This window comes from Limihaloglobus sulfuriphilus (assembly GCF_001999965.1).
Lineage (GTDB): Bacteria > Planctomycetota > Phycisphaerae > Sedimentisphaerales > Sedimentisphaeraceae > Limihaloglobus > Limihaloglobus sulfuriphilus.
On sequence record NZ_CP019646.1, the window covers coordinates 3,353,224 to 3,379,287 of the forward strand.

Sequence of the window (26,064 nt, forward strand, 5' to 3'; positions counted from 1 at the left end):
AAACAATGATAAGTACATTCCAAAGAAGTAGTTTTCATACCTCCAGAATCGCAAAAACGGTTTTTCTGATCGGACTTGCCGTTAGCCTTTTCCCGCTTTCAGCGACCGCAGAAAGCCGGCTCTGGATAAACACAGACGCCGATTCAGACTGGCACAGCCAGGCCAACTGGGATACTGGCGTCCCCGCAGCCGGCGACCACGCATTGATAAAAGGCGATATCCCCGGAGTCTGGCCTGTTATAAGAACGGCACAGACCGCGGCGCCGGGCGGAATATGGATCGGCTACAGCAACACTGCCAGCACACCCGCTGTTAATCTCGAATATGGCGGCAGACTCGAAACAGATCAGATATCTGTCGGATTTATCGCAGGGGGAGTGATGAACATCGAAGGCGGAACACTCGAAGCCGCATCCTCTATAACTCTGGGCGGCGGAAACGCAGAATACGGCTACAGCCGCGGCACAGTGAATATTTTCGCCGGCAGAAGTCGAACCGCCAATCTGTTCTTCGGCTCACACGATGGTCAGGCATACATGGGCGGCACGGGCAGACTGAATTTATTCGGCGGGAGCCTGCGAACCCACATTCTTGAGGGACTGGATAATCAGGGCAGCAGCATCAACATAGAAAACGGCGTACTTGTTATATCCGGAGATTACACACTCCAGGACGTGGACAACTGGGTAAACACGGGCAGACTTTCGGCATTCGGCGGCAAAGGCAAAATCGTTGCCGAGGATGTGGGCTATATTGTAATCACCGCCCAGGGGCCCAGATACGGTTTGAGCTCATTCTACGATGACGGGCAGATAGACCTCGATGACGCGGCGGCAATGGCACAGAACTGGCTTGCGTCTGATTGCTCAGCCGAAAATCAATGGTGCGGCGGCGCGGACATAAACGGCGACGGCTCTGTGAACACCGAAGATTTCACGCGGCTTGCCCGGCACTGGCAGAGCGGGCCTTACTACGGTCTGCGCGTGCAGAGCGACGGAAACCTCTACGCCAACGGCGTGCCTTACAGCGGCTTCGGCGTAAACTACTTTGATTGCTTTGTTGACCAGATCAAAAACCCCTCCAACGGCTATTATGTGGCGGGACTGGAAGGGCTTGGCGAGCGGAATATAAAATATGCCCGTATGGCAGGCTGCGGTTTCTGGCCGGTTGATATGCAGATGTATTTTGATGATAAGACCAGGTACCTGCGAACCATGGACAGGATTGTAAACACTGCCGAAGAAAACGGCGTGGGGCTTATCCCGTCGCTTTTCTGGACACACTACACCATTGCCGATATTCTCGGAGAGCCGGTAAACAGCGTAGGCAATGAAAACAGTCAGACCGCAGCAACAATGAAAGAATATATCCGCGAGATAGTAACCAGATACAAAAATTCTCCGGCGATCTGGGGCTGGGAAGTCGGCAACGAGTGGAATCTGCCCACGGACCTGCCAAACGCCGAGGCTCACCGCCCGCCGACATACACCAATCTTGGCAACCCCGCGGAGAGAACCGAACAGGACGAGCTGACATCTGAAATGCAGGCCGCCGTAATGAGATTCGTTGCCGCGGAGATCAGGAAATATGACCCGTACAGGCTGATATCATCGGGCAACAGCTACCCCCGCCAGTCTTCGTGGAATCAGTGGCAGTTCAGCAGCTGGGAAACGGACACCATCGAACAGAAACGGCTTATGTTCAAACTCCAGAACCCCGACCCGATTAACTGCATCTCTGTCCACTACTATGACACCGCAAGAGATCTTGAGCTTGCCAAGAGCGTGGCAGACAGTGTCGGCAAGGTACTGTTTGTCGGGGAATTCGGTGCTTCGGGCACTACACAGCAGACACAGGACGATTTCTATGAACGGCTGAATTACGTACAGGCCTCAAACGCACCAATATCGGGATTGTGGAACTACAACCGGAACTTTCCAAACGATGATTACAATATCCTGCCCGATTATTCACACCCAAGACACTACCAGCTCGAGGCTATTATGCAGCTCAACGAGTAGCAGTTATCCGGGTATCGCGTTTATACCGTGTTATTCTGTTATCTTTATGAATTTCTTTGAGCTGAACGTCTGGTCGAACATATCTGTTGTTTTGACCGTGATGACATGAAGCCCCTGTTCGATGTCTGCGAGTAGATTTGCCTGCCATGTATGCAGGCTCTCGGGATTGTTGCTCCAGTTTGGGCGTGCGAGATTCTGATTTTTTTCCCATTCTACCATCTTGACAAAATATGGATCCGGCTCTGATGAGGGCTGCATCTCTAACCATTGAGAATCATCAAGGCGCATCTGGACAAGCGATTTTTCTGAACCGGCAAATATGTTTGCAAGAATTACCGTTTCTGCTGTTTTGCCGGCAGATACTTCATCTGGAGCGTAGATATTCATCTGATAATCTTCAGCTCTTCCAAATGCCTTGTATTTAATAGAATATTCATTGCCGTTGACATTCAGTGCTGCATAGCCGTTGGGAGTCCCGTCACGCATCATTGAATGGGGAATGCCGGTCAATGGCTCTGGAACCCCCGACCACCAGCCGCCGCATACAGCGCCGGCAACAAAATGAAGGTGCGGCTTTTCGCCATGAAAGTTTTCTGATTCATCATAGATAATATTTCGGATATAATGATTATGGCCGGCGATACTGAGAGTATTATCAAAATCTTTTAGCAGGGCAAACAGCTCATCACGCTCACTGCCAAAAAGGTGCAGGCCGCCGTGCATCAGCAATACAACGAGTTTGTCCTTGTCAACATGTTTCAAATCGTTGGCGATGAATGTCAATTCCTCACGCCCCAGCCCCTCATCGTATCCGACGCGGCCGTCTTCAGTTTTCTTCACCATAATCGAATCGAGTATAATAAAATGGGCGTTTGCGTAGTTGAAAGAGTAGTTCGCGGGCCCGTAGATACTTTTGAAAGTCTCAAGCGAACCGGCATCGTCCTCAGTAACAAAATTTATGTCGTGGTTGCCGGAAGTATTGTACCAGGGCAGGCCAATACCGGAGGCAGCCTCGTTGAGGCCTTCAAGCACATCAAGTCTATCAAATGCATTGTCGCCAAGGCTTATTCCAAAAGCCGCTGCTGAGCCGTCTATTTCGCCAATCACATGCCGAAAATAATTGACCTCTGTGTGATTTCTCGCCTGGATGTCACCGAAGAGAAAAACATTGAACTCATCCGGCTCGTCTTGCCGCTGCAAGGCAAAATCGATGGATTCGGGCAGCGGCCCCGTTGGTTTTATACCGGGAAACTTAAGTTCGGAGGGCGAACCCACGGGCTTGTGTATGTAGTAGAACAGCGGCAGGTTATTCTCGTCTATCGGAGTCCTCCAGCCGGAGGGTTTGATTACAAATATAATACAGTCATCTGAAACTGAAATTTCATACCACCCCTTACTGTCGGTAGTTACAACATCTGTTCCGTTAGAAACTTGAACACCGGCAATACCCTCTTCGCCGGCGTCTCTGACATTATTGCCGTTGAGGTCGTTATAGACTACTCCGGCTGCATCGGCAAGTGCCCCGGAACAAAAAAACGCGGCGGCTGTTAATACCCAGGTACAAATTGAAATAACAGATTGATGCTTCATGCTTATCTAACTTTCTTTAAAGGGTTAATTGAGTTTACACCGAAAATACTAACAAAAACACCTCTCAATTCAAGCAAAATTCCCAAAACGCTGGAGAAGAATGTTGGATAATTTGGTAGAGCCGTCCTGATGTACTCCAAAACGGTTCAACAATTTACCGGGAGGTTCTGCAAGTCTCATTGAACATTAAAAAATGCCGCACATGCCTTCAAAGGATTCGTAAAAAGGCTTGTATTAATATTTTCATATATTATACTTAGATATACAGCTTAAGATTTAACAATTATTAGATTTTACAGACACAGGAGGATAAAATGTCTGAGAAGAAATACGATACATCTATTGTGCGGCCTCAAATGCGTGAGGATGACGTCAGGATTCGCGGCCTTGAGATGAAACCCGAGCGGCTTAAGGCGATCAGGGAAGGGCTTCTCACTCTGCACACGCTTGAATTGATGGCCTCAAACATCTACAAGTTTCAGATAACAAAAAAGCCCACTGAGCTCAACCGCCAACTGATAGCGGCAATGTGTAATGAGATGGGGCATTATCAGGATTTTCAGGTCAAGCTCTACGAGTTCGGCTTTCAGCCGTCACTTTTTAGATGGGCATACTGGATTGTCGGCTTTGTTTTCGGTTACGGTTCACGGCTGCTGGGAACTAAGACTGTTCTAAAAACGGCTATATGGGTGGAGGCAAAGGCGGTAGATCACTACGCCGAACTGCTCGAAACAATTGACTGGGACGAGGAAACCCGCAAAGTCATAGAAAAAGATCAGGCTGATGAGGACGGCCATATTGCCCGCTGGAAAACAGAGCTCAAGAAACTTGAAAACAACACCGGGAGCCAATCAAAAGAGATATAAGTTTATTTTGCAGATTCTCGCAGGCTCTTACTATTCTGTGTTAAGCAGCCAGTCTTTGACAAGCAGGCCAAAATCCTCCAGGTCAACTTTGCAGTTTCCGTCAAGGTCGGCAATCATCGCCGTGCATTCAGGCTCGGGGCTGATGTCCTGGTAAATACTGTATATATCCTCGCTTGAGAGCTCTTTGGCGTATATCCTGAAATCATCAATCATGCCGCGGTAGAATCCGTCCCCGCTGCCCTGGGCTCCCGCATAAGAGCCTATATTGAAGCTCGTTATATCTGTCATGGGTTTTGTCTTGCCGGTTCCGCTGTGCCAGAGTGAGCCGTTGAGGTACATCTTCATCTCCGCGGTTGTGCAGTTTTTTGTGAAGGCCCAGTGATTCCACCGGCCGCTGTAGTCGGCTTGTACGGCGGTTTTTGATATTCTGTCGTAGCTGCCCTCGGCGAATCCCGCATCCCAGACAACCAGGCCGCTGCTCCAGGGCAGATGAGAGAGCAGTATTCTGGACTTGTCAGCTCCGTTGCCGTGAAATACAACATCGGGATTATCTGGCTGATAAGCCGGATCGCCATACACCCAGAGACATATCGTAACCTCGTCTGACAGTGATGACAGGGCTGCCTGTGGGACAGCGGCGGTTGTGTTTCCGGTAAAGTTGAGAGCATTGCCGTCCCTGCCCTCTGTCCAGGCTGTATCGATGTTTACAGCGGCGTTGTGTTCATTGCCGCTGGAGTCAAATGCGGCAGTGCCGGAGGTTTCATCAAATTTCCACCAGCCCAGGCAGTATTGGTCAAATTCGCTGCCGGTTTCGCTCTGGTAAGTATCCAGCCAGTCAGAGGCAAACAATCTCAGATCGTCAGGGTCAACGCGGTTATCGCAATTCAAATCAGAGCCTGTTTCAGAAAGGTATGGTCCGGTCAGCCTGAAATGGCGCGTTGTTCTCTGGTCGTTTTCTGTGTCAAAGGGGACTGTGAAACTCAAAGACCAGCTCCGGCAGGCGGCATCGTAATTGCACTGCCAGAAATCGCTGCCGTGCACGCTCTGGTCGATTGGAATCCATTCGCCAAGGATGTTTTGCTCAAGCCGGTATCCTTTGGAGGCGGGCAGGTTTTCTATTGTTATGGGGAAGTATCCGATCCCGCCGGTGATTTCAAATTCTGCGCCGCCGCAGACTTTTACAATCAGCGGGTAATTCTGCACAAGCCTGCCGCGTATCATCTGGATTTGGACATCGTTGCCCGCGGTTTCGCGGTATATTATCTCCCAGCTGTCGGGATTGGCCGCGAGTGCGGCGTTTAGCTGTGTATTCGGGCCGTAGTAATCTTCTGCGTATTGAGGAACAATCAGATACACAATCTGGGCTTCGAGATAGTCGCCGGGTATCAGCTCTGTAATGTTATCCGGCACGGACAATTCGAGGTTAGCGCTTTTGTATCCGCCGTTTTCTGTGCCGTACACGCTCACAAGAGGTGTTTGCGTTTCAACACCGCCCAAACGGGCTGAGTATTCGCGTATTACAAGCCCGCGGTTCGCCCAGGCTCCGTAAACCGATGTGTCTTTGGAGTTTGCCTCGTGCAGTGAGAACCACGGCGTTTCTCCGGTGCAGGGGATTGCAACTCTGCTGTAGTCGTTGCCGCCCTTGACAGGGTTCCATTCTTCTATCATGCCGTTTATGTCGCCGCGTGCCATTTTGTTGAAGTTGTGGTTGTTGTAGTTATCGGCTCCAAGCTGGAAAAAAGCGATCCGTTTGCTGTTGCCGGCGGGTGAGGCGTCAACGGGCAGATTGTTTGTCACATCGTATCTTAGTTTATATACAGCTCTTACGATATCGTCGCTGCGGTACAGTCCTGCGGTGCATTTCATGTCAATTGCGCCGCTGTTGTCGCCGGAGTATATGGCCTCTGTAATAACCGGGCAGTTCTTCTTGTGCAGAGTCTTCATGTTCCTGTTGTACTGCCGTTCGCCGCCGCCGTTCCAGTACGCCAGGAAGTCGCATCCGCCGACGTTGTTTGTCCAGCTCCATTTAACCGGCTCGTCTCTGTTCATAGCATACACCATTATCGGGCGGCAGTCATCTATCATTGATCTGTTGAGGCATACATCGGGGTCATAGGTGATAGTTTCCGCCCATGAGCCCAGGGCAGATTCTTCCCAGAGCTGGTTTCCCCATTCGCTGCTGTCCGACCACCCGGCAAGGCACAGCTGAGCATGAGAAGCCGCGGCGACTCCGCCCCAATGAGCGCCGACACTGGTATAGCTGAGCTCAAGTGTTGTCTGCGGCGGTATGGTGATGATTGTGCTGCCGCGAAACCATGTCGTAGAATCAAACCGGCCGCCGGTATCGGAGTTGTGCCAATTCTTGGAAAGCTGTATCGGGATTCCCAGCGGATTGTACTGGGAATCGCAAAGCACAGCAGAGAGTCCCACAACCTGGCAGACATTGCCGTCCTTGTAGAAGCTGAGGCGCACCTTTCGCTCAACAGTCGTCGGATTGGTTATAAGCATCTCAACCCGTTCGATTCTGTCATTGCCGCTTTGCTGGTATGTGCCGCAGAAGTCGTTTCGCAGTCCGATGTGATACCAGCCGTATCTTCTTTTGTAGTATGTTGTTAAACCTCTGCTAAGGGGCTGTGTCTGTTGTGCGTTGATGGATATCTGTGTTGTTTCCGCGGCGATAACATCTTCAAGCTTAGCGGCGAAATTATCCGATTCGGGATAGACTACCAATGCTATTGATTGTTCAGTGCCGGCCTGCCAGTTTTCGATGTTGAGCCTGAGCCGGCACTTTGATTCGGCTGTGTCGCAGGTGAGAGATGCCGCGGAATGGTCAGAAGTAAAGACGAACCCGTTTTGCCCCTGTGAGTCGCAAAGCCCCTTTATCATGGCCTCATCGATTAGTGTTGGCAAATACTGATCAAGGTCCAGCTCAAGGATCAGCGAGCCGTTTGTAATGGTCTCCTGCGGCGTGAAGTACAATACAAAACTGATTCTATCGGGCCAGGCGGCAATTTCGAGCTGCATTTCGCCCGCCGGTGCCGCGGATTCGAGTGTTATGTTTTCGAGCCATCGCCTTTGGAAAAATTTGCCGCTTTCAATCAGCATACAGCCGGCAAGTCCCGGTCCTGCAGAAACGGCATTGTACTGCGCGGCGTTTACCTCTATTCCGCAGGTAAGTGATGCAGCGGGCAGAGAGTTAATAACGCTGTTATCTGCCCTTAGAGCTTCTGATTCAGCGGGCGGGTTGGGTATTGCGCCAAAACTGATTAGATTGAAATCGTCATAATCGAACGAAAGCCCGTAGCTGCCGGTCTGGATATTGAAGACCTTTTCACTGCCGCGAAAGCCGTCTTTCCACCACATATAGCTGTAATCGCCGGCGTTTTCAAATAATTCGGGAGGATACTGCTGTGCCGCCAGTGAGCCTGCCGACGTTATAAAAACAATAAACGCCTGGACAAGGGCGAATCGCATACGAAACCGGCTTTTACCAATATTAACCATGGGATTTATTATATCTTAGCGCCAAAAAGTTAAAGACCAATAATGCGGTAAACTTTTATCATTTTCCGACAATTCCGTGCACGGCTTTTTATAGTTAGGCAGATAGCCGCTATTTTGATTGTTATCCGGCCTTCTATAGTTTTTCCATGAGCTGGACTATACTTACGACATGATAGGGCAGTTGGCAAGTGCCGTGATGACTAATATCAACGGCTCTACATGGACTGCCGGTTATAACTATACAAAAGACGGGAATGTTTCCTGTCAGACGGGCAGCAATGCGTCCTTATACAGCTTTACCGGCGACTTGATGACCGATTTAAACAGCAATACCCTCACCTGGGATGACAACGGAAGGCTGACCGGCGGCATTAACGACAGCTTTACCTACAACCTTGACGGCAGGCTCAAGACGGGCGGAACCGTCCCAACTGATTATATAGACCTGGCTTACGACCCAATGAACAACCGGGTGTACAAGAAATCCGTTGTGCCGGGACAGGGTGAGAGCAGCGTTACCACAGAAACCCAATATATCGTTGACATTGTCGGCGGTTTGCCTACAATACTATGTGAGTTTGATCTCGATAACAGCTCTTTGACATACTCATATATTTACGCCGACTCCCAGGTGCTGTGTCAGCTCAAACACGATAAATACCTTGATGAATACGATGACGATGGGGATAATAGTTATGAAGACTATATTATTACCCTCGAAGACAGGCTCTTTTACCTGCATGACCGGCTGGGCAGCATCCGCGAAGTGGTTGATTTTGCCGACATTAATCCTGTTGACGGTATCGAAGACAGCCCCGTCGTTGTCGCCGGTTATACCTATAACCCCTTCGGCGAGGATTTCAGCAGCGAATGCTTCGAAAATACCGGCATACACAACCCCTTCAAATACACCGGCCAGTGGTATGATGATGAGATAGACCAATACTACCTCCGTGCCAGAATGTACGACCCGCAAATGATGCGTTTCACGGGCCGCGACCCAGTGAGGGGTAAATATGGAGAACCATTAACTTTGCATCGATATCTGTATACTGCTAATGAGCCAATTAATAGAATCGACCCTAATGGTAAAATCTTTGGGGCAATATGGGGTATGGGTATGCGTGCTAAAGATGCTGCCGTTGGAGTGGGAGTGAAGGCTTGGGCGGCTATGAAAATTAATGCTTTTGGAGCTACGGTAAATGCATTAATAAGCGGTGGTGTTAATGCTGCCACTGGGCCAAGTAATTTAAGTTGGGAAACAAAATTTGCAATAGGAGCAAGTGCTGGCTTTATAGAATACAACATAGCACAAAAAGCAGGTTTAGGAGTTGCAGGTTCTATAGCCGGAGCATATACAGCATCATTAAATACTTATTTTAGTAATGGTAGCTTCAAAAGTAAGCGTTTTCTAACAGAAATAGGAATGTCAGTTGTTGCTGGAGGTTTAGGAACTGTTGCCGACAATTTCGTTGAAGAGGGATCACAAGTTATTGTACCCGGTCTGATAGAACAATTCACCTCACCTGAGAAAATAACTGCTTGGACATTTTCTTTTGATAGGCAGTTTATTACGGGAATGATTGGTGGAATATTTGGTGATTATGTTGATCAGTAAATTACATACTTGGAAGACATAAATATGTTTATTAAAAAGAATAGAATTCGATATTTGTTCGAATGGATTATGACTATTTATATCAATGCATTCTTGCTCGCTTGGATAGGATCATGCGTCTATGGAATTTGGTATTTTATTAAAATATATAAGTCTTCTGGTGAGTTTTTACTTTTGATAGGTATTTTAATTATTGTATCAATGATGGCTTTGCCATTAATACTTATGGTTATTGCATTGTTAAAAGTTAGAAACATGCTCTTAATGCATAAAATAAAAGTTCATCTTGGACAAAATACGCTTGTCCTCTATCTTGCGGATGACGATACATTCCTTATTCCAATAGAGCAAGTAGACTGTGCTTGGAGAAAGCCATCTTCTTTAATCCTGTTGGTTTACTACCAAGAAAAAAAATACTGTTTCAGTTTTCCCAAATACGCCTTCGGTGTTAAAGGTTTAAATGAAATTCAAAAATATTTGAATGAAAATCATAAAATAATTTTGGATCGAGTAATAATTAATCAGAAATCATTAGAATATAATGTTAATAAATTATCTTTGAATAACAGATTAGAATTTATTATGTCTCCTTTACCCTGGCAGCGAACGAAACGGGGTGAAGTCTCTTTTAACAGCGATGTAACATAAACTCTTTCAATTAATGTATTTATGCTTAGACGCCATCTGCATTTTGAATCTATTATCTGAGAAATACATCTTGCGGATTGCCGTAAATCTGTTATAATACGAATTATATAAAATAAAGCTCTTTGACATACTCATATATCTACGCCGACTCCCAGGTACTGTGTCAGCTCAAACACGATAAATACCTTGATGAATACGATGACGATGGGGATAATAGTTATGAAGACTATATTATTACCCTCGAAGACAGGCTCTTCTACCTGCATGACCGGCTGGGCAGCATCCGTGAAGTGGTTGATTTTGCCGATATTAATCCTGTTGACGAATGAAAATAACGAATGAAAATAGGGGACAGTTACCAATTTGTTCTTGCATTATGATTTAATTTTGCTATAATTTCGATATGCCACGTAAAGCACGGATAGTTTTGACAGGTCAGCCGCACCATGTAACTCGGGGGTAAATGGGGGACAGCTACCCATTTATCACTTGTCTCGGCAGGCCAAAAAAAGAAAATGAAATACAAGAGTACGAAAAATGAATAAAAATATAAAATTAATAGGTAACTGTCCCCTTGTATAATAAATAATAATAGTAGTTTTGTCTTGTTTTGGCAGGGCAGACGAGAATGGGTCACCCAAGAATGGGTCACCCATACAATACAAAAGGGGACGGACAGTTACCAATTTGTTCTTGCATTATGATTTAATTTTGCTATAATTTCGATATGCCACGTAAAGCACGGATAGTTTTGACAGGTCAGCCGCACCATATAACTCAACGCGGCAATAACCGGCAGGATGTTTTCTTCGTCGATGACGACTGGAAGGTCTATCTTGAGCTGCTTGGCGAGCAGTCAGAGAAGTTTGGGCTTGATATTTTATGCTACTGTTTGATGACCAATCACATTCATATTATCGCGATCCCTCAGGCGTCCGATTCACTCGCCAAGGCTGTCGGCCGGACGCACCTGCTCTATACACAGTACATAAACCGTATGCATCGCCGCAGCGGGCATCTCTGGCAAAACCGGTTTTATTCATGTGTACTGGACGGTCGGCACTTGTGGAAAGCGATGCGGTATGTTGAACAGAACCCGGTGCGGGCCCGTATGGTGCGTAAGGCGGGCGATTATCCCTATTCCAGCGCAAAGGCGCACCTGGAGAACAGCGACCCTGCCCAGGTACTCGACATGCGGTGGTGGAGAGATAAACGCGGCTCCCGAAACTGGCGGGGGTTGCTGGAGGAAAAGCTGGATAAGGATTATATCGCCAGACTGCGGCTTTCGACGAGTCGCGGAAGGCCGCTTGTAACCGATTCATTTTTAAGTAAAATGGAGAAGATAGCAGGCAGACGATTGAGGCCATTGCCGGTCGGACGGCCAAAAAGAACGAAAAAGAAAGACAAGGGTGTAAAAAAATGAATAAAAACGAAAGCCTAATAGGTAACTGTCCCCTATTTAAATCCTATTTACCCTATTTAAATAAGGTTCATTAGATGTCAACTTGAATCATTCTATCATGCAATTTCCATATAAAGCTGGTTATTCCCATTATTAAAGCTGCTATCGGGACTAACAGCATTGCTACATTGATAGGAACCCCGTAATCAGCAATCAGGCCTATAGTCGATGGAGCCATAAACGCCGCTATACAGATGCTCGCTCCCATGTGCCCGTACAAGTGGGCACGAATAGTCGGGAACTGTTCGGGTACCAGAGTCAAAATGCATGGCGCAGTAGTAGAAACCGCCAGCCCTCCCATAACAATAAAGATAATTGTAAGCCAGAATCCCGCTGCCAACATTGCCGCGGTGAAAATAAGCCCGCCCGCTGCCCCGCTTATAACAAGCATCGTTCGTGTGCTGAGCTTGACATAACCTGCCGCCGATAGAAATCTGCCGGCAGCCAGGCCAACTGCGAACGCCGCGAACGTCAGAGAGCCGTAAAAGTCGGCAACTGCGAATTTTTCCTGAACCATTGGATTTGCCCAGGTGATTATTCCGACTATCATAGTTCCATGGCAGTAAGAGATGATAATAATCGAAACCCAGCCGAAGATGTTTCTTTTTTCGGGATTTTCTGTTCCTTTTAACTTTTCTGCATTTTTCCGATCTTCGAACTCTGTTTTTTTTATGAGGGGCTTGGCAAGCCGGCTTCCAAGTATAAAAACTGCCAGCAGAAGCAGGATATCGAAACTGTAAGGAACAAGAAACATCATCCTGCCAAGCTCTGCGTTATTTGCATATTCTATCCATAAACCTATTAGAGGGGTGCTTATTATCGAAGAACCGAACCATAAACCTGATGCCAGCGCCATCACATGAAAACTGTTTTCTTTGAATTCTCCGCTTAGATAGACGTTGTTTGCATTTAAAGTAAGAACATGCAGCACGCCCAGCAGAAACAATGGAATCAAAACCGACCAGAACCCCGCCGCGGCGAAAAATAACACTATCGAAGCGATACTTCCCAAAATACCAATTTTCCATATTTTCCATAAACCCAGAAAATCCGAAATATGGCCGATACCGATATTCATCAGAAGAGCACCGAGTGAGAGTGAGCTGAGAATAAGGCCTAATTGGGAGTTGGATAATTCGAAAAACCGCTGAATAGACGGTCCGGAGACAAAACCTGTAACTTTGCATATCTCTATTGCGATGTAAGTTGCAAATATAACAACAATAGGATTCTTTTTTACAAGTTTAACCATTAAATATTAGAATAGGATATGAAATCTTCGGGTCATCATTTAACAAACCTGCCCATAACCGTATGCTTTCAAAGCGTTAACGAAACCGGACGATATTGAAATTGCGCAAAGCGCAATCTTATGCTATAGAATTGAGGATTTCAATACCCTTTTTGAGTTTATCCGGCGAATTGGCGTAGCTGAGACGGAAATGTGTGTCCCTTTCGCTGAAAACTCCGCCGGGGATTATCAAGAGATTGTTTTCGATAGCCCTGGTAACGAAATCCGTTCCGCTGAGATTGCCGGGGGCCTTTATGAACATATAGAAAGCGCCGCCCGGGCGGACAAACTCAAATTTATCGCTTAGCCCTTCAACCAGCATATCCCGCCGGCGGGCATAATCGGCGACATGTTCAGAGACATCTACCGTAAGCGCCGTAATTGCGGCTTTCTGCAATGGGGTAGGTGCGCAGACATAGGTGTACTGCTGCAATTTTGCCAGCTCGTTCATCAATGGCTTAAGCTCCTGGCTGACAACAACATAGCCCAAACGCCAGCCGGTCATCGCGCAGTTTTTGCTAAAGCCCTTCATCAGGATCGTTTTGTCATAAAACTTTGCTATGCTTGGAGATGGGCCGTCATAGCAGAAGTCCTCGTATATCTCGTCGCTCATAACGAGAATCCCCCGCCCGGCGGCAATATCAGCTATGCCCTTGAGCTCATCTTCTGTTGAGACTACGCCTGTGGGGTTTGCGGGGGTGTTTATTATTATCAGCTTGGTCTTGTCCGTAACGACCGCTTCAACCTTTTCGGGGGTCATGCGGAAATCAGGGTAGGTGTCAACAAAGACGCACTTACCGCCAAGCATGTTTATAACCTGTTTATAGATAACAAAATAAGGATCTGGAATGACTACTTCATCACCCGGGTTAATAAGCGCTAAAAAAGTCAGGAACAAAGCGCCGCTCACCCCGCTGCTGATGAACACTTCGGGATTATCCCAATGAAGCCTGGATGTCTCCTTGGCAATAACAGCGTCTTTAAGCTCCTGCAAACCAGGTGTTTGCGAATAGCTGTTGCAGCCGGATTCGATCGCTGTTACGGCTGCCTGTTTGACCTGTTGGGGAACGTCAAAGTCCGGCTGGCCGATTGAGAGATTAACAGGGTCTTTTAGATCGGCGGCGAGTGCAAAAACTTTGCGGATGCCGCTTGCGTCCATTAATTTTGTTCTATCAGCAAGTAGTTCGAGCATCTTAAATCCTATATTTTCTCCGGTGGGTTATAAAGCCTGAAATGACAGCCGCGGCGAAATTTCAACCAGCCTGATGTCATTTGCGGCATGATGAATAAATTTGACGCGCAGAGAAAATGCCGCCAGGAAGTGATTAACTTGCAGGCGGCAATCATCTCTCTCAAGAAAACGAAGATGTTTATTCTTCGTCGTCTTTTTTCTTTTTCTTCTTGGCAACGCCGACTTTACGGTGTCCGACCTTTGGCAGGCCTGTAACTTCCTGTGAGTCGTCCCAGCGGCCGTCTTCTGTAAGTTTTTCAAGCCGCTCTGCCCTTGTTAGCACATTGCGATGCCTTTTAAGAGCATTACCTGTTTTAAGTGAACTGTCCAATGACATTTGCGTTCTCCTGTAAATCTTTATATTTACTCTATTTACTGTTTTTGTTATCTAATTTTCTTACCGTAAACATCCTGAAACGGTTTCGTTCCGAATGTCTCGTATCCGGCAGGCGCCTCATAGCGTGCGCCGATTTTCTTAATCTTTTCTTTTACGTTATACCCCGTACTTCCGACGGTATTAACAGTTTCAAAGGTCTCTACTGTCTCGAGATAATACCATTTGCCCCGCTTGACAATATGCAGTGCAATGCCGTTTTGGGCAAAATACTCTTTTACAGGCTCAAGATCGCCGGGTACCTGATAGGTCACCACGACAATGACATTACTGCCGCTGCCCATATAATCCGGCTTTGAGTCGGCATTTATTCTCGCTACAATCGGCTCAGGCGATTCATCGGAGTATTCGTCCGAAACATCTGTTTCTGAAGGACTTAACGTTTCTTTTGTTCCTTCCTGAGATACCTTCGGCTCAGCCGTTTCGCTGCAGCCTCTAAGGGCCGAGACCAAAATCCAGACGAGGATTATAGTAATAATCAGCCCGATTACAAGTTTTATTATCGCAACCTCGGAAAATAAAGGCCTGCTGCGAGGTTTCTTCTTTTTATGGTCTTTTTTGTCATCTCCGGGCCTGCCCGAGACCCGTACTGGTTTCCCATCGCGGTACAGACCCCCCCGGCTCTTGCCCAGAGCTTCGTATAAAGCCTTTTGACCACGACCTTTATACATTTTGGCTTCTCCAAGTAATAGGGGTTAAATTCGGTTTTTTCGATAATCTGTTGATTATATTTATTTTGACATAAATTGCAAACACAAATATAACCTGCCCGATTCAAAAAAACACTCCCCTTGGTTTTATGAAATAATGAACATACACCGGCTACAAAATGTAGATAAGTGTTGTTAAACGTAACAAAATTGTTAGAATACCTCTGTTTACAGTCAGCCGGTTCCGCCGCTCATGTAATACATTTAATTTCAATTAGTAATTTGATAGTATAACTGGAGTTAAAATGCTCTTCAAAATGAGGTTCAATATTAGACCTTACCAAAAAGTCAGCCTTAGTATGATGCTTGTTTTAAGCAGTGTGTTGTTAACCGCGGGCCTGTGCACGGCCCAGGAAAACGCAGCACCGCCCAAAAGCATAGCGGATTACACCCTCAAAGAAATCAGAATTGAAGAGGCTCTGGCCTATCTTGACCAGCTGGGATTGATGGAAATCGTTAATCAGCAGGAACCTGATTCGCCTCAGTTGCAATTTGAAGGTGAGCCGGAAAAGGTTCGCGCGGCAATGACAATCCTTCCCAAACTCGACAACAAAACCGCCTATCAGATAATAAACGGCGGCGAGTGCCAACAGAGTGCCCGGGACGTGGTCAATGCGTTGAAACCTCAAATGTCGTCAGGCAGAGCCAATATTGACACCTTCCAGAATGCCGCCTCCGGTAATGCACAAACGGCGATGGCGGAGGTCATAAACGGCCAACTTGTCATAGCATCGCCAAAAGAAATATATCAGACTGTGAACAAAGCGGTTGCGTTTTATACCATGTCTAAGCAGATGCCGGAGGGAGACAATGAGAAATTAGGTGAACTTCTGGCGGCTGTGCAGAAATTAAACGCGGTCGGACCGGAAGGTGAAGAAGAACTGCCCGAAGCCCAGACACCACAGGAAACGCCGCAACCGGACCAGACGGACGAAACAGCGGGTGAGCCGACAGAACAGACCGATGAGAGAGCCGCGGCAGAAACGGCAGACCCTCCCGCAGAGGAGGGGCAATCCAATGCCGCCCGTCAGCAAGCCCTGCAAACAGAGCCGGCGGTGTATTCAAAACCTGACACGCTCGAAGATATCATGGCAGATGACACAGAGCTGGAATTAACGATAACCCTGCCTGAAAAGGTTGATATCACTGCACTTATAGACCTTGTAGGTAAACAGCTCGGGCTAACGTATTTCTACGACGCAAATGAAGTCAAAGGCGAAATCACATTCAAGGCCGACGGCGGGCGTATAACCGTCAGAGACGCATACACACTTCTGGAATCTGCCCTCCGGTTCAAAGACCTGATGATGTCAAGAAACGGCAACATTGTATCAATCGTTCCCAAGGCCAAGGTTGACCAGACCACGCCGACACTTGTTGATGCGGGTGATAAGATAGAACCTGGCGATATTGTCGTAACCCAGACATTTGAGCTTGAACATATATCTTCAGCCGATGCCAAGACAGTTCTCCAGACCATGTACCTCGGCGAGAGTGTGCTGGATTTGCCTGATGCGGGCAAACTCATAGTAACCGGCTACGCTTACCAGATGAGCCGCATTGAAAAGATACTCAAAATGGTTGATCTTCCCGGAGAGAAACGCCGCTTCACAACCCGTGAGCTGAAATACACCCAGGCGGTATCAGTCGCTGAGAAGGTAGCGAATCTTGCCCAGCAGCTTGAAGATATAAAAGTCTCTGTTTCCGCCGACACACCCTCTCAGCCGCAGGCCCCTACAAGGCAGCCAATCCGCAGAGATGCCCAGGGCAAGGTTATACCAAACCCTCCCCAGCGGCCCGGCCAGCAGAGCACTTCAATTGGAGATGCCTCCCCCAACCAGGTTTATCTGGAACCGGACGAGAGAACCAACAGAATTCTAATTATTGGAAATGAGAAACAGATTGCAAGGGTCAACGAGCTAATTGACAGCTTCGATCTGCCCCAGCAGGACTTGAGATATATTGAACAGTACAAACTCGAGTTTCTCGATGTCAACGAAGCCGTAACCTACCTCGAAGAACTCGGCCTTGTAAGCACCGGCCAGTCAAGCCAGTACGGCAGCCGTTACGGTTCTGTAACCCCTACGGCGACACCGCAAGGCCAGCAGGCGCAGCAGCGTTCTATTTCTTCACGTTATAATTACAACCAGGAAAACACGGAAGAGCAGCCGGTGGTGGTTGTGCTCTCGGGCAGAAATACACTTCTGGTAAAGGCGACCGCCGAACAGCATGAAAAGATAAAGGAAATACTGCCGGCACTCGACCAGGAGCCGGAAATTGACAATGCACCTGTGCGTGTTTATCCGCTTGAAAATCAATCCGTTGAAGATATCCAGGAAACCCTGACCAGCGTCGTGGAAACAGTCGCCAAGGAAAAGGCCGAGATGGAAGGCGGCAGCGGCAGCGGCGGGACAACTTCAACTACCGGCAAGATGCAGAAAACTTCTCTTTTCGGAGGGGCCGGCAAAAACGTACCGGATGTGTATATAACCGGTGACGAAGGCACAAACTCAATAGTTGTATTTGCCAGCCGCAAAGATCAGGAATGGATCGAAGCACTCATCAAGGACCTCGACAAAAAACGCCCGCAGGTGCTAATTGACGTTACACTGGTTGAGGTTACCCAGAACGATGAGTTTGAATACAGCCTCGATAATGTAACAAATTTAACGGGCAACACGTCCGAACTTGTGAAATTTGGCCCTGTAACATCCTCAACCAGCAGCTCAAAGGCCGAATTTGAATGGGGCGGGGGAACGCTTGGAGGATTCTATTCCGACGAGAACATAGAGTCGATTTTAACACTAATGCGCAACAAGAGTTTCGGCCGGATAATGGCAAAGCCCAAACTGCTGGTCAACGACAACCAGGAGGGCGAGATAACAACAAGCAATACAGAGTATGTTGCCAACGTCTCAACAAATGTGCTTGGCGAACAGGGGACCAATACCAGCACAGATGTCCAGTGGGATGCTTACGACGCAGGTGTTACCCTGAAAATCAAACCGCATATAAGCGAGGGTGACCTGCTTCGCCTTGAGATAACACTCAACAGGACTGACTTCGGCACCACAAACAACACCTATACGCCCTCCGGCGGCAGCGCGGTAAGCGGGCCAAAAGACACAATCTCCAGCGATATAACTACAATAATCACAGTTCCCAACAAGAGTACTATTATTCTTGGCGGGCTGACAAAAATCAACCAGGGCAAAGGCGGCGGCAAAGTGCCTATCCTCGGCGATATCCCCATAATCGGGGGGCTGTTCAGAAGCATAAAAAATTCTGACGACCAGTCCCGCCTGTACGTATTTGTCAAGGCCAATATATTACGCCCCGACGAGTCGAGGCCCGGCCTGCCCGACCTTGAAGAAGAATCAGAAAAACAGCGCAGAGCGTTTGAAGAAGCCGAAGCATACTTCCAGCAGTATCAGGACTGGCCCGGACTGGATTCTAAACCTGTAAGACCCGAGCGCGTCCTTGAGATGGAATAGCAGACAACGCTTTCTTTTGCGTTATTAAAATATGAAAGAATTACTACTAAAGACAGCTAAAAAGACAGGGCTTGTATCCTCTTCCGAACTGGCGGCCTGGCTCGGGCAAAACGATGACGACCCGCGCCCGCTCGATGAGGTATTGCTGGGAAACCCTGCCTTTACCGAAGATGCCGTGCTCAGGCTTATCGCCGATTCGCTCGAAGTGGAATTCGTTGAAGAGTTAGACCCGGCCAATGTCCCTAAGGATTTCGTCAACAAGGTAAACGCCGTTTACGCCCAGCAGCACTTTATCATCGGCTACCAAAACGATGAGGACGAAATGATGACGGTTATCACCGGCCATCCCTTTGACATTGACGCGCTCGACAGCGTCTCGAGAATGATCGGTGTGCCTTTAGAGCAGAAAATATCGACCAAGGCGAACATCACCGCCGCGATTGATGTGGCATACGAGCAGCGAAACACCGTTATGGACGAAGTGGCCGAAGAGCTCGACAGCCAGAACATCAACCAGCTTATGGACGAGGCGGCAAGCTCCGATGACCTGCTCGATGTGGTCAACCGGCCTCCTGTTATCCGTCTGGTAAATGACATCTTTTTCCGTGCTCTGCAGATGCGTGCCAGTGATATACATATCCACCCCTTCGAGAGCAAGATCCAGGTTCGCTACCGTGTTGACGGAATCCTCTACGATGCTTTAAGTCTTAACCGCAACATACTGCCGCTGGTTATTTCGCGTATTAAGGTTATGGCGGGTATGGATATCGCCGAGCGGAGAATGCCCCAGGACGGCCGCACCAGCGTGCGTATGGGGCAGCGTGAAATTGACCTCCGCGTAAGTACCGTACCAACGAGTTTCGGCGAGCGGTGCGTACTGCGTATTCTCGATAAAAGTGCCGGCGTTTTTGAGCTTGAAGAGCTGGGAATGTGGCCCGATGACCTCGAAATATTCGACAGGATACTCCACCGCAGCCACGGAGTGATATTTGTTACAGGCCCCACCGGAAGCGGCAAGAGTACCACGCTTTATGCCAGCCTCAACCGGCTTAACTCATCAGAGAAAAACATCATGACCGTTGAGAACCCGATTGAGTACCAGCTCGAGGGAATCAGCCAGATGCAGGTCTCAGAGAAAAAGGGCATCACCTTCATAACCGCCCTTCGGCACATACTCCGCCAGGATCCAGACATCATAATGGTTGGTGAGGTACGTGACCAGGAGACCTCAAGGATGGCGATCCAGTCATCGCTTACAGGCCACCTGGTTTTCAGTACCGTCCACACAAACGATTCAGCCGGCACAGTGAGCAGGCTCATTGACCTGGGAGTCGAGCCGTATCTGGTCAGTTCTTCACTCATCGCGGTTCTGGCTCAGCGGCTTGTCCGCCGGATCTGCCCGTACTGCAAAAAAGAAACAGTGCCTACAGAGAGAGAATTGTTCGAAATGGGCACAACCCAGGAAGACATTGCCGGCTCAAAGTTCTACATCGGCCAGGGCTGTGAGAAATGTTTCAACACCGGCTACCGCGGGCGTATCGGAATATACGAGCTGATGCTTATGCGCGATGAGCTGCGGGATTTGATAAACGCGCAGGAATCTGCCGGCGTCATAAAACGCAAAGCACTTGATTTGGGCCTCAAAACCCTGAGAATGGACGGGCTGAGGAAAGTAAAGAGCGGCCAGACAACGATTTCAGAAGTTTTGAGGGTAACACAATCAGACATGGTTTAAAATTTAAGCCGCAATGTTTAAGGCTCAAACCCAACTATGAAGCGTTTAGCTGTTAACTAATAACTTATAAATTATGCCTCGATACAAATACACAGCTTATGACCTGAACAACAAAAAAGTCAGAGGAACACTGACCGCGGAGAATTCCTACGCCGCCAGAAAACAGGTAAAGACACGCTCTCTGACACCAATATCGATAAAAGAGATTACCTACAAGCGGTCGGGGTTTTCTCTGGGCAGAAAGACCAACAAAAAACAGCTGATGGACTTTACAAAGCAGCTTGCGACACTTATAAATTCCGGCATCAAGCTCACCGAAGCCCTTTCGGTTCTGACATCACAGGTCAGCGACGTGAAGTTCAGGAGCGTCCTTACAGACATTCGCGACCGCGTAATGACCGGCGAGTCATTTGCCGAGGGCCTCAGCGACTATCCGGAATATTTCGGAGTTATCTACGTCAACATGGTGCGTGTGGGCGAGATGACAGGAAGTTTTGGAGACAGCCTTCTAAAAATTGCCGGCTTCATGGAAAAACGGGCAAAATTCGAGGGCAAAATCGCTACCGCCCTGATTTATCCGGTGTTTCTCCTGCTCTTCGGGATGGTGGCATTCTTTTTCCTGACAACCTTCACAATCCCAAAAGTCGCCGGCGAAATACGCCGTTCGGGCCAGGAGCTGCCCTGGATAACAGAGTTTGTCATGGGCCTTAGCGATGTTTTGAAATCGTGGAAATGGATGCTGGCGATTTTTGCTTCCATCGCACTTTTGATATACGCCTACAAACGTTTTACCGCATCTGAATACGGGGCTTTGGTCAGAGACCGGCTGCTGCTCTCTATTCCGGTGTTAAACAGAGTTGTAAAACAGACCACTGTAGCCCGTTTCAGCTCCTCCTTGTCCACACTTCTGGGAGCGGGCCTGCCGATGGCCGAATCGCTGAGGGTCGTTTCAGAGGTTACCGGCAACCAGGTCATGAACAACGCCATTAAAAAAGCACGCGACAGAATCCTAAGCGGTGCCGACATCTCGACGCCTCTGGTAGAAAGCGGTGTTATTGACCCGACAACTGCCCACATGGTCGCCGTAGGTGAGAAAACGGGCGAACTGGAAGCCATGCTAAAGGGTATAAGTGAGAGCTTCGAAGCGGACACCGATGTCCTGATAGACAGGATAAACGCACTTGTCGAGCCGACTATAATCCTGGGGATAGCGGTAATGATCGGAATACTGGCATCTGCGATGCTGCTGCCGATGATTCAGCTCTCCCAGGCAGCGTTATAGAGAGTAGATAGTAGAAAGTAGAGAGTAGAGATTTGAAAACAGAAATAAATTTGAATAAGAGGAAAATATGAACAAAGCCAAAAACAACAAAAAAAGAATCGCCGGTTTCAGTATGATTGAGCTTATGGCGGTGCTTATCGTAATCGGACTGCTCGGCGGGTTGGTAGCCCTCAATATCGGCAACTTTACCGACAGGGGCAGGATCACCACCACACGGGCAAAACTGAAAAACCTCCACGGAGCCGTCAACCAGTTTAAGAGTGACACCGGCCGCTACCCCAGCGAGGAAGAGGGGCTTATTATACTAATAGAAGACCCCGGTGACGTGTCGAACTACCCGGAAGGCGGATACATAGAAACCACCGAAATACCGCTCGACGGCTGGGACAACGAATTTTACTACGAGCTGTACCCGCCAAGCGGCAAACCGTTCCATATTCTCAGCTTCGGAGCTGACGGAGAACCCGGCGGAGAAGGCGTTAACGCCGACCTCTCAAGCACTGATGCCTACTGATATGAACTAACGACTTCGAGGCTTGTGAATCAACTTAATAAATTGTAATACATGTATGGCAGGAAAGAAAAAAAAACGCAGGCCCGGCGGCTTTACAATGCTTGAAGCCTCGATATGCCTTTTTATAGTGGCTATGGTTGCGGGTTTTACCTTTGTCTCTGTAAGCCATCTCCTGCCCAAAATAAAATTCAAAAGCCAGGCGTCAGACATAAAGCGTATGTTTGAGCTTGCCTCGCACTCTGCATCCCAGACGCCCCGGCGGTACGGCGTTATGGTGGATTTTATGGTAAACGCGTGCATACTCTACGAGGTCAACACTTCGCAGCCCTACAGCGAAAATTTTGAGACGTTAAGAGACGAGGACATAATGGACATCGTGTATCTCTCGCAGGACTGCCAGCTTTACTATGTCCAGTTTGACGATTCAGAAGAAACAATAGATGCTACAGCGGAAACCGGCCGGGCATTTTTTGTCGCAGGCCGCGCAGGCTGGGACTACGGAGGAAAAGTCGTTTTCTTTGACAACGAGGGAATGCTCCACTCAATACTGATTCAGCGGCTGGGAAATAATATACAGATGTACGATTATGACGTAATGATTCCTCAACCGGTATTTAATCTGCCATTTTAAACGTGATAAAGACCAGAGAACATCTTAATAATCCTGCAAAAGGTTTCACCCTGTTCGAAGCAATGGCATCTGTTGTCATTCTAAGCATGATTACCGTATCCGTGCTGGTCGTTGTAAACAACATGTTTGACAAAAGCGATGAGATGAACCTGAAAAAAAGGGCTTTTGAAGTGGCCCGGGATAATATGGAAATGATTATTGCCCAGAACTCCACCAAAGAGTATATCGAATCGGGTTTCAGCGAAGAATATCCCGAGATCGAATGGGAAGTAAGCGTTGAGAGTTTTACTCCGGCAAATCTTGACAACGACATGTGGCTCAAGGCCTACAGCATCGCGTACTATCCCGACAGCGACGGACAATGGCAGCAGCTCAGGCTCGAACACTGGCTCACACAGCTTAACGTCGGGCAGAAAAAGCAGATCCTCGATGAGCAAGAGCGGGAAGAAGAATACCTCGAAGAGCTTGGCTATGAAGACGGCGATTCCGGCTCTGATGACGGGTTTGATTCCGGAGATGAAAACGGCATCTCCGATTCTCAGGACAGCGAGCTCAATGAAATGGAAAGAAAACTCCAGGCCGGCGAGATTACAGAAGACGAATTTCTCGATTGGGCTATAGGGCAATAAATATGTTTAATACGGCAAAAAACATATCGGCCGCCAGGCCGGAGATAAAGACCCTCAGATTTCGGGGGATTACAATGGCAGAGCTGCTGGCCGGGCTTATAATCTCGGCAATGGTAGTCTCTACCGCGGTGGCGCTCTACATGAACATACAAAGGTCTCTGCGGTCTATTGAATCAGAGATAAACAAGTCTTCTCTCTCCGAGGAGGTAATGCAGCTGCTGGCAGAAGACCTCGACCGTATCGGCTCCGCTGATTTTGATGTGAGCCTCAGCCTTGAAAAGAGACAGAACAACGGCTATGAGATTTTCAAGCTCGAAATAAAGAATCTCCTTTACGGAAGCGATAACAAACCCGTGGAATTCGAGACTATCATCTGGCAGACGGACTACAACATAGATACCGACAAACTAATCCTCTACCGCGGCCGCACAGGCCTGGGCCCGGAAGACCCTGTACTCGATACACATGCACGCGAGTATCCGGAAAACATGATTTTTGTACCGGTTTGCGATGGGATAACATATTTCAAACTCGAAGTTTACAACGGCCAGGCATTTGGCGACAGCTGGAGCGGCAAAACAATGCCCACAGGAATCCGCGGCGAGATCTCCTTCTCTGACCCGATAGTCGGCATAGACGGCTCACTTCAGCTGCTTCAGGAAGATATATATACCCGCATGATCGCCCTAAACAGAGAAAAGAACCTTCAGTTCAGATTTGAAAAGAAAGACCTCGAAGCGATCTACGGAACCGGCGAAGAAGAAGAGGCTGAAACCGAGGACGAAGAAAATGAAGACCCGCAAACAGAAGAAGATAATGGCCGGGGCTCGCCCTTAGCTGTGCCGGAGGAGCTGCCGGAATGAAAAAGGCCGCAATAAAACAAACCCGAAGCCGCGGCATTGCCCTGTTCTTTTTGCTGGGAGCTCTGATAGTCCTGACTGTCTCGACGTATGCTCTTTTGTCGCGTATGTCGGTCAGAAGACACCGCCTGGGCTACCTCGTATCGTACCAGAAAGCCAGATACGCTTCATCATCTGCCATCAGGTACGCCCTGGCACGGCTCAAAGACATGCCGACCACACTCGTTGACCGCAGTGGGGCACCGGACTACTCCGACGTATTCGCCCTTGACCAGGAAAGTTACAATCTTCTAATAGAAGAATGGGCCATGCAGCTCGAAGATCAGATGTATATAGAAGACGAGTCTGGAAACATCTCGCTCAACCCCTGGCTTGCCGCGGCGGAAAAGAAGACCACCCAGACCCGGCGGAGAGAGAACATCAAAGCAGTTCACAAGGCGCGGGAAACGGTTTACAAAGATATCCGCGACCAGGGCTTGACCAGAGACGATTTTCTGCCCGAGCAGATAAACGAGATGATAGCCGATGTGTATCAGCAGCAGACAAACCGGCCGCTCACAGCGGATATCCTTATGGAGACCATGGATACCGGCGGCAACGGCGGGGGGGGCGTCAATGGAAATTCTCTGGATTCGATTATTGCTATGCAGAGCAGCGGCGATCTGTTCAGCCAGTATGAACAGCCCGAGCCGCCCAGCTGGGAAGAGCTCAAACGTGGACTGGAAATCCCCGGCCCATACGGTCCGCAATGGCCGCTTCTGGCAGAACCGGAGATTATGGATTTCGGCGATGACTGCCAGGTTGAGATTACCATTGAAGACGAAAACGCAAAACTGCCTGTAACGCTGGCACTTCTGGATGACCCGCAAAATGACATAGAGCCGGAAAAAGACGCCTGTTTTTATACTTTCTTCGAGTGGATGGGGGCGGCGGAGGAAGATATTCTCGATTTTCTCGATTCAACCGACGAAATTGCCCAGACCAAAACTTTTAATTTCAACCTGCGGCCGATACGTATCACAGAGAGAAAACCGGTTACCACAACAAGCTCAAGCGGCAGAAAAACCACCCGCTACAGAACAGTTACAACAAACCGCTCGTCGTACATGCACAGGATGGATTACGCCCTGCTCTTCAGAAACGGAATAAACAAGACAGCTCTAACAGAAGATATTGCCGGCTGGGGACTTAAGGGCGAAAACGCTCTCAAATACCTCGGTCTGTGGGGCTCGTACAAGGTAAATATAAACACAGCCCCCAGACACGTACTCGAAGCGGTGTTCGCTTTTGGCGGCGACGGCGATAAAATTGCCGACTTGATCATAAACAGAAGGCTGGTTGAGCCGTATAAGGAACTCGATGAGCTCAGCGAAGAGGCATACGGATACAAAGAATCGATTGATAAAGTAAAAGAAATGTTGACTACTGAGAGTATTTTATTCACAATCAGAATAAAGGCCAGTTGCGGCAGCGCTATTGTTGAGACTGTATCAACTGTAATAAAGGCCAGAACGACGGTTAAAAAAATTGTAACGGTAACATACTGACTCGGCCTGTGAGAATATGCTCTTATCAGAAGATAAG

General features: G+C 48.3%; 20 protein-coding genes. 14 read left to right on the forward strand and 6 right to left on the reverse strand.

Going from position 1 to position 26,064, the window contains the following annotated elements; genetic code table 11:
- The first annotated feature begins 5 nt into the window (after positions 1-5).
- The gene (locus tag SMSP2_RS12895; RefSeq protein ID WP_186804723.1) at positions 6-2,021 is read left to right on the forward strand and encodes a cellulase family glycosylhydrolase; all 2,016 of its coding nucleotides are present in this window, start codon (positions 6-8) and stop codon (positions 2,019-2,021) included.
- Positions 2,022-2,051: 30 nt separating this feature from the next.
- On the opposite strand, the gene SMSP2_RS12900 is transcribed toward SMSP2_RS12895, so the two are convergent.
- Positions 2,052-3,611, reverse strand: a complete 1,560-nt coding sequence (locus SMSP2_RS12900) for a calcineurin-like phosphoesterase C-terminal domain-containing protein (RefSeq protein ID WP_146684452.1) — start codon at positions 3,609-3,611, stop codon at positions 2,052-2,054.
- 314 nt (positions 3,612-3,925) lie between these two features.
- On the opposite strand from SMSP2_RS12900, the gene SMSP2_RS12905 reads away from it, so the two are divergent.
- Positions 3,926-4,477, forward strand: coding sequence for a demethoxyubiquinone hydroxylase family protein (locus tag SMSP2_RS12905; protein WP_222566356.1), 552 nt, complete (start codon positions 3,926-3,928; stop codon positions 4,475-4,477).
- A 30-nt stretch (positions 4,478-4,507) separates the two neighbouring features.
- On the opposite strand, the gene SMSP2_RS12910 is transcribed toward SMSP2_RS12905, so the two are convergent.
- Positions 4,508-7,951 (reverse strand): LamG domain-containing protein, encoded by a 3,444-nt coding sequence (locus tag SMSP2_RS12910; RefSeq protein ID WP_186804724.1) that lies wholly within the window; start codon positions 7,949-7,951, stop codon positions 4,508-4,510.
- Positions 7,952-8,132: 181 nt separating this feature from the next.
- Here SMSP2_RS12910 and SMSP2_RS12915 point away from each other — a divergent pair, with 181 nt between their 5' ends.
- The 4 genes from SMSP2_RS12915 to SMSP2_RS12930 all read left to right on the forward strand — a co-directional run bounded on the left by SMSP2_RS12915 (position 8,133) and on the right by SMSP2_RS12930 (position 11,670).
- Positions 8,133-9,599: an RHS repeat-associated core domain-containing protein gene (locus tag SMSP2_RS12915; protein ID WP_472387585.1), complete on the forward strand. Its 1,467-nt coding sequence runs from the start codon at positions 8,133-8,135 to the stop codon at positions 9,597-9,599.
- Positions 9,600-9,668: 69 nt separating this feature from the next.
- On the forward strand, positions 9,669-10,247 hold the full coding sequence (locus SMSP2_RS12920) for a hypothetical protein (RefSeq protein ID WP_146684455.1): 579 nt from the start codon (positions 9,669-9,671) through the stop codon (positions 10,245-10,247).
- A gap of 122 nt (positions 10,248-10,369) precedes the next feature.
- The gene (locus tag SMSP2_RS12925; protein ID WP_146684456.1) at positions 10,370-10,576 is read left to right on the forward strand and encodes a hypothetical protein; all 207 of its coding nucleotides are present in this window, start codon (positions 10,370-10,372) and stop codon (positions 10,574-10,576) included.
- A gap of 398 nt (positions 10,577-10,974) precedes the next feature.
- Positions 10,975-11,670, forward strand: coding sequence for a transposase (locus SMSP2_RS12930; RefSeq protein WP_146684457.1), 696 nt, complete (start codon positions 10,975-10,977; stop codon positions 11,668-11,670).
- Between the two features lie 70 nt (positions 11,671-11,740).
- On the opposite strand, the gene SMSP2_RS12935 is transcribed toward SMSP2_RS12930, so the two are convergent.
- The 4 genes from SMSP2_RS12935 to SMSP2_RS12950 form a co-directional block, all read right to left on the reverse strand.
- Positions 11,741-12,961: an MFS transporter gene (locus tag SMSP2_RS12935; protein WP_146684458.1), complete on the reverse strand. Its 1,221-nt coding sequence runs from the start codon at positions 12,959-12,961 to the stop codon at positions 11,741-11,743.
- Positions 12,962-13,079: 118 nt separating this feature from the next.
- Positions 13,080-14,192: a pyridoxal phosphate-dependent aminotransferase gene (locus tag SMSP2_RS12940; RefSeq protein WP_146684459.1), complete on the reverse strand. Its 1,113-nt coding sequence runs from the start codon at positions 14,190-14,192 to the stop codon at positions 13,080-13,082.
- 178 nt (positions 14,193-14,370) lie between these two features.
- Positions 14,371-14,568 carry a small basic protein gene (locus tag SMSP2_RS12945; protein WP_146684460.1) on the reverse strand — a complete coding sequence of 66 codons (198 nt, stop codon included), beginning with the start codon at positions 14,566-14,568 and terminating at the stop codon, positions 14,371-14,373.
- 47 nt (positions 14,569-14,615) lie between these two features.
- Complete coding sequence (locus SMSP2_RS12950; RefSeq protein WP_146684461.1) at positions 14,616-15,296, reverse strand: hypothetical protein; 681 nt, start codon at positions 15,294-15,296, stop codon at positions 14,616-14,618.
- 338 nt (positions 15,297-15,634) lie between these two features.
- Between SMSP2_RS12950 and SMSP2_RS12955 the strand changes: the two genes are divergently transcribed.
- The 8 genes from SMSP2_RS12955 to SMSP2_RS12990 all read left to right on the forward strand — a co-directional run bounded on the left by SMSP2_RS12955 (position 15,635) and on the right by SMSP2_RS12990 (position 26,027).
- On the forward strand, positions 15,635-18,829 hold the full coding sequence (locus tag SMSP2_RS12955) for a secretin N-terminal domain-containing protein (protein ID WP_186804726.1): 3,195 nt from the start codon (positions 15,635-15,637) through the stop codon (positions 18,827-18,829).
- A gap of 31 nt (positions 18,830-18,860) precedes the next feature.
- Positions 18,861-20,564, forward strand: a complete 1,704-nt coding sequence (gspE, locus tag SMSP2_RS12960; RefSeq protein WP_146684463.1) for a type II secretion system ATPase GspE — start codon at positions 18,861-18,863, stop codon at positions 20,562-20,564.
- Between the two features lie 73 nt (positions 20,565-20,637).
- Positions 20,638-21,846 carry a type II secretion system F family protein gene (locus tag SMSP2_RS12965; protein WP_146684464.1) on the forward strand — a complete coding sequence of 403 codons (1,209 nt, stop codon included), beginning with the start codon at positions 20,638-20,640 and terminating at the stop codon, positions 21,844-21,846.
- Positions 21,847-21,913: 67 nt separating this feature from the next.
- Positions 21,914-22,360, forward strand: a complete 447-nt coding sequence (gspG, locus tag SMSP2_RS12970) for a type II secretion system major pseudopilin GspG (RefSeq protein ID WP_146684465.1) — start codon at positions 21,914-21,916, stop codon at positions 22,358-22,360.
- 55 nt (positions 22,361-22,415) lie between these two features.
- Positions 22,416-22,991, forward strand: coding sequence for a pilus assembly FimT family protein (locus tag SMSP2_RS12975; protein ID WP_146684466.1), 576 nt, complete (start codon positions 22,416-22,418; stop codon positions 22,989-22,991).
- Between the two features lie 2 nt (positions 22,992-22,993).
- Complete coding sequence (locus tag SMSP2_RS12980; protein WP_186804727.1) at positions 22,994-23,620, forward strand: type II secretion system protein; 627 nt, start codon at positions 22,994-22,996, stop codon at positions 23,618-23,620.
- A 2-nt stretch (positions 23,621-23,622) separates the two neighbouring features.
- A complete protein-coding gene (locus SMSP2_RS12985; RefSeq protein WP_146684468.1) occupies positions 23,623-24,483 on the forward strand; it encodes a PulJ/GspJ family protein in 861 nt (286 codons plus the stop codon).
- On the forward strand, positions 24,480-26,027 hold the full coding sequence (locus tag SMSP2_RS12990; protein WP_146684469.1) for a type II secretion system protein GspK: 1,548 nt from the start codon (positions 24,480-24,482) through the stop codon (positions 26,025-26,027). Before SMSP2_RS12985 ends, SMSP2_RS12990 begins: the two co-directional genes overlap by 4 nt.
- Positions 26,028-26,064 lie beyond the last annotated feature (37 nt).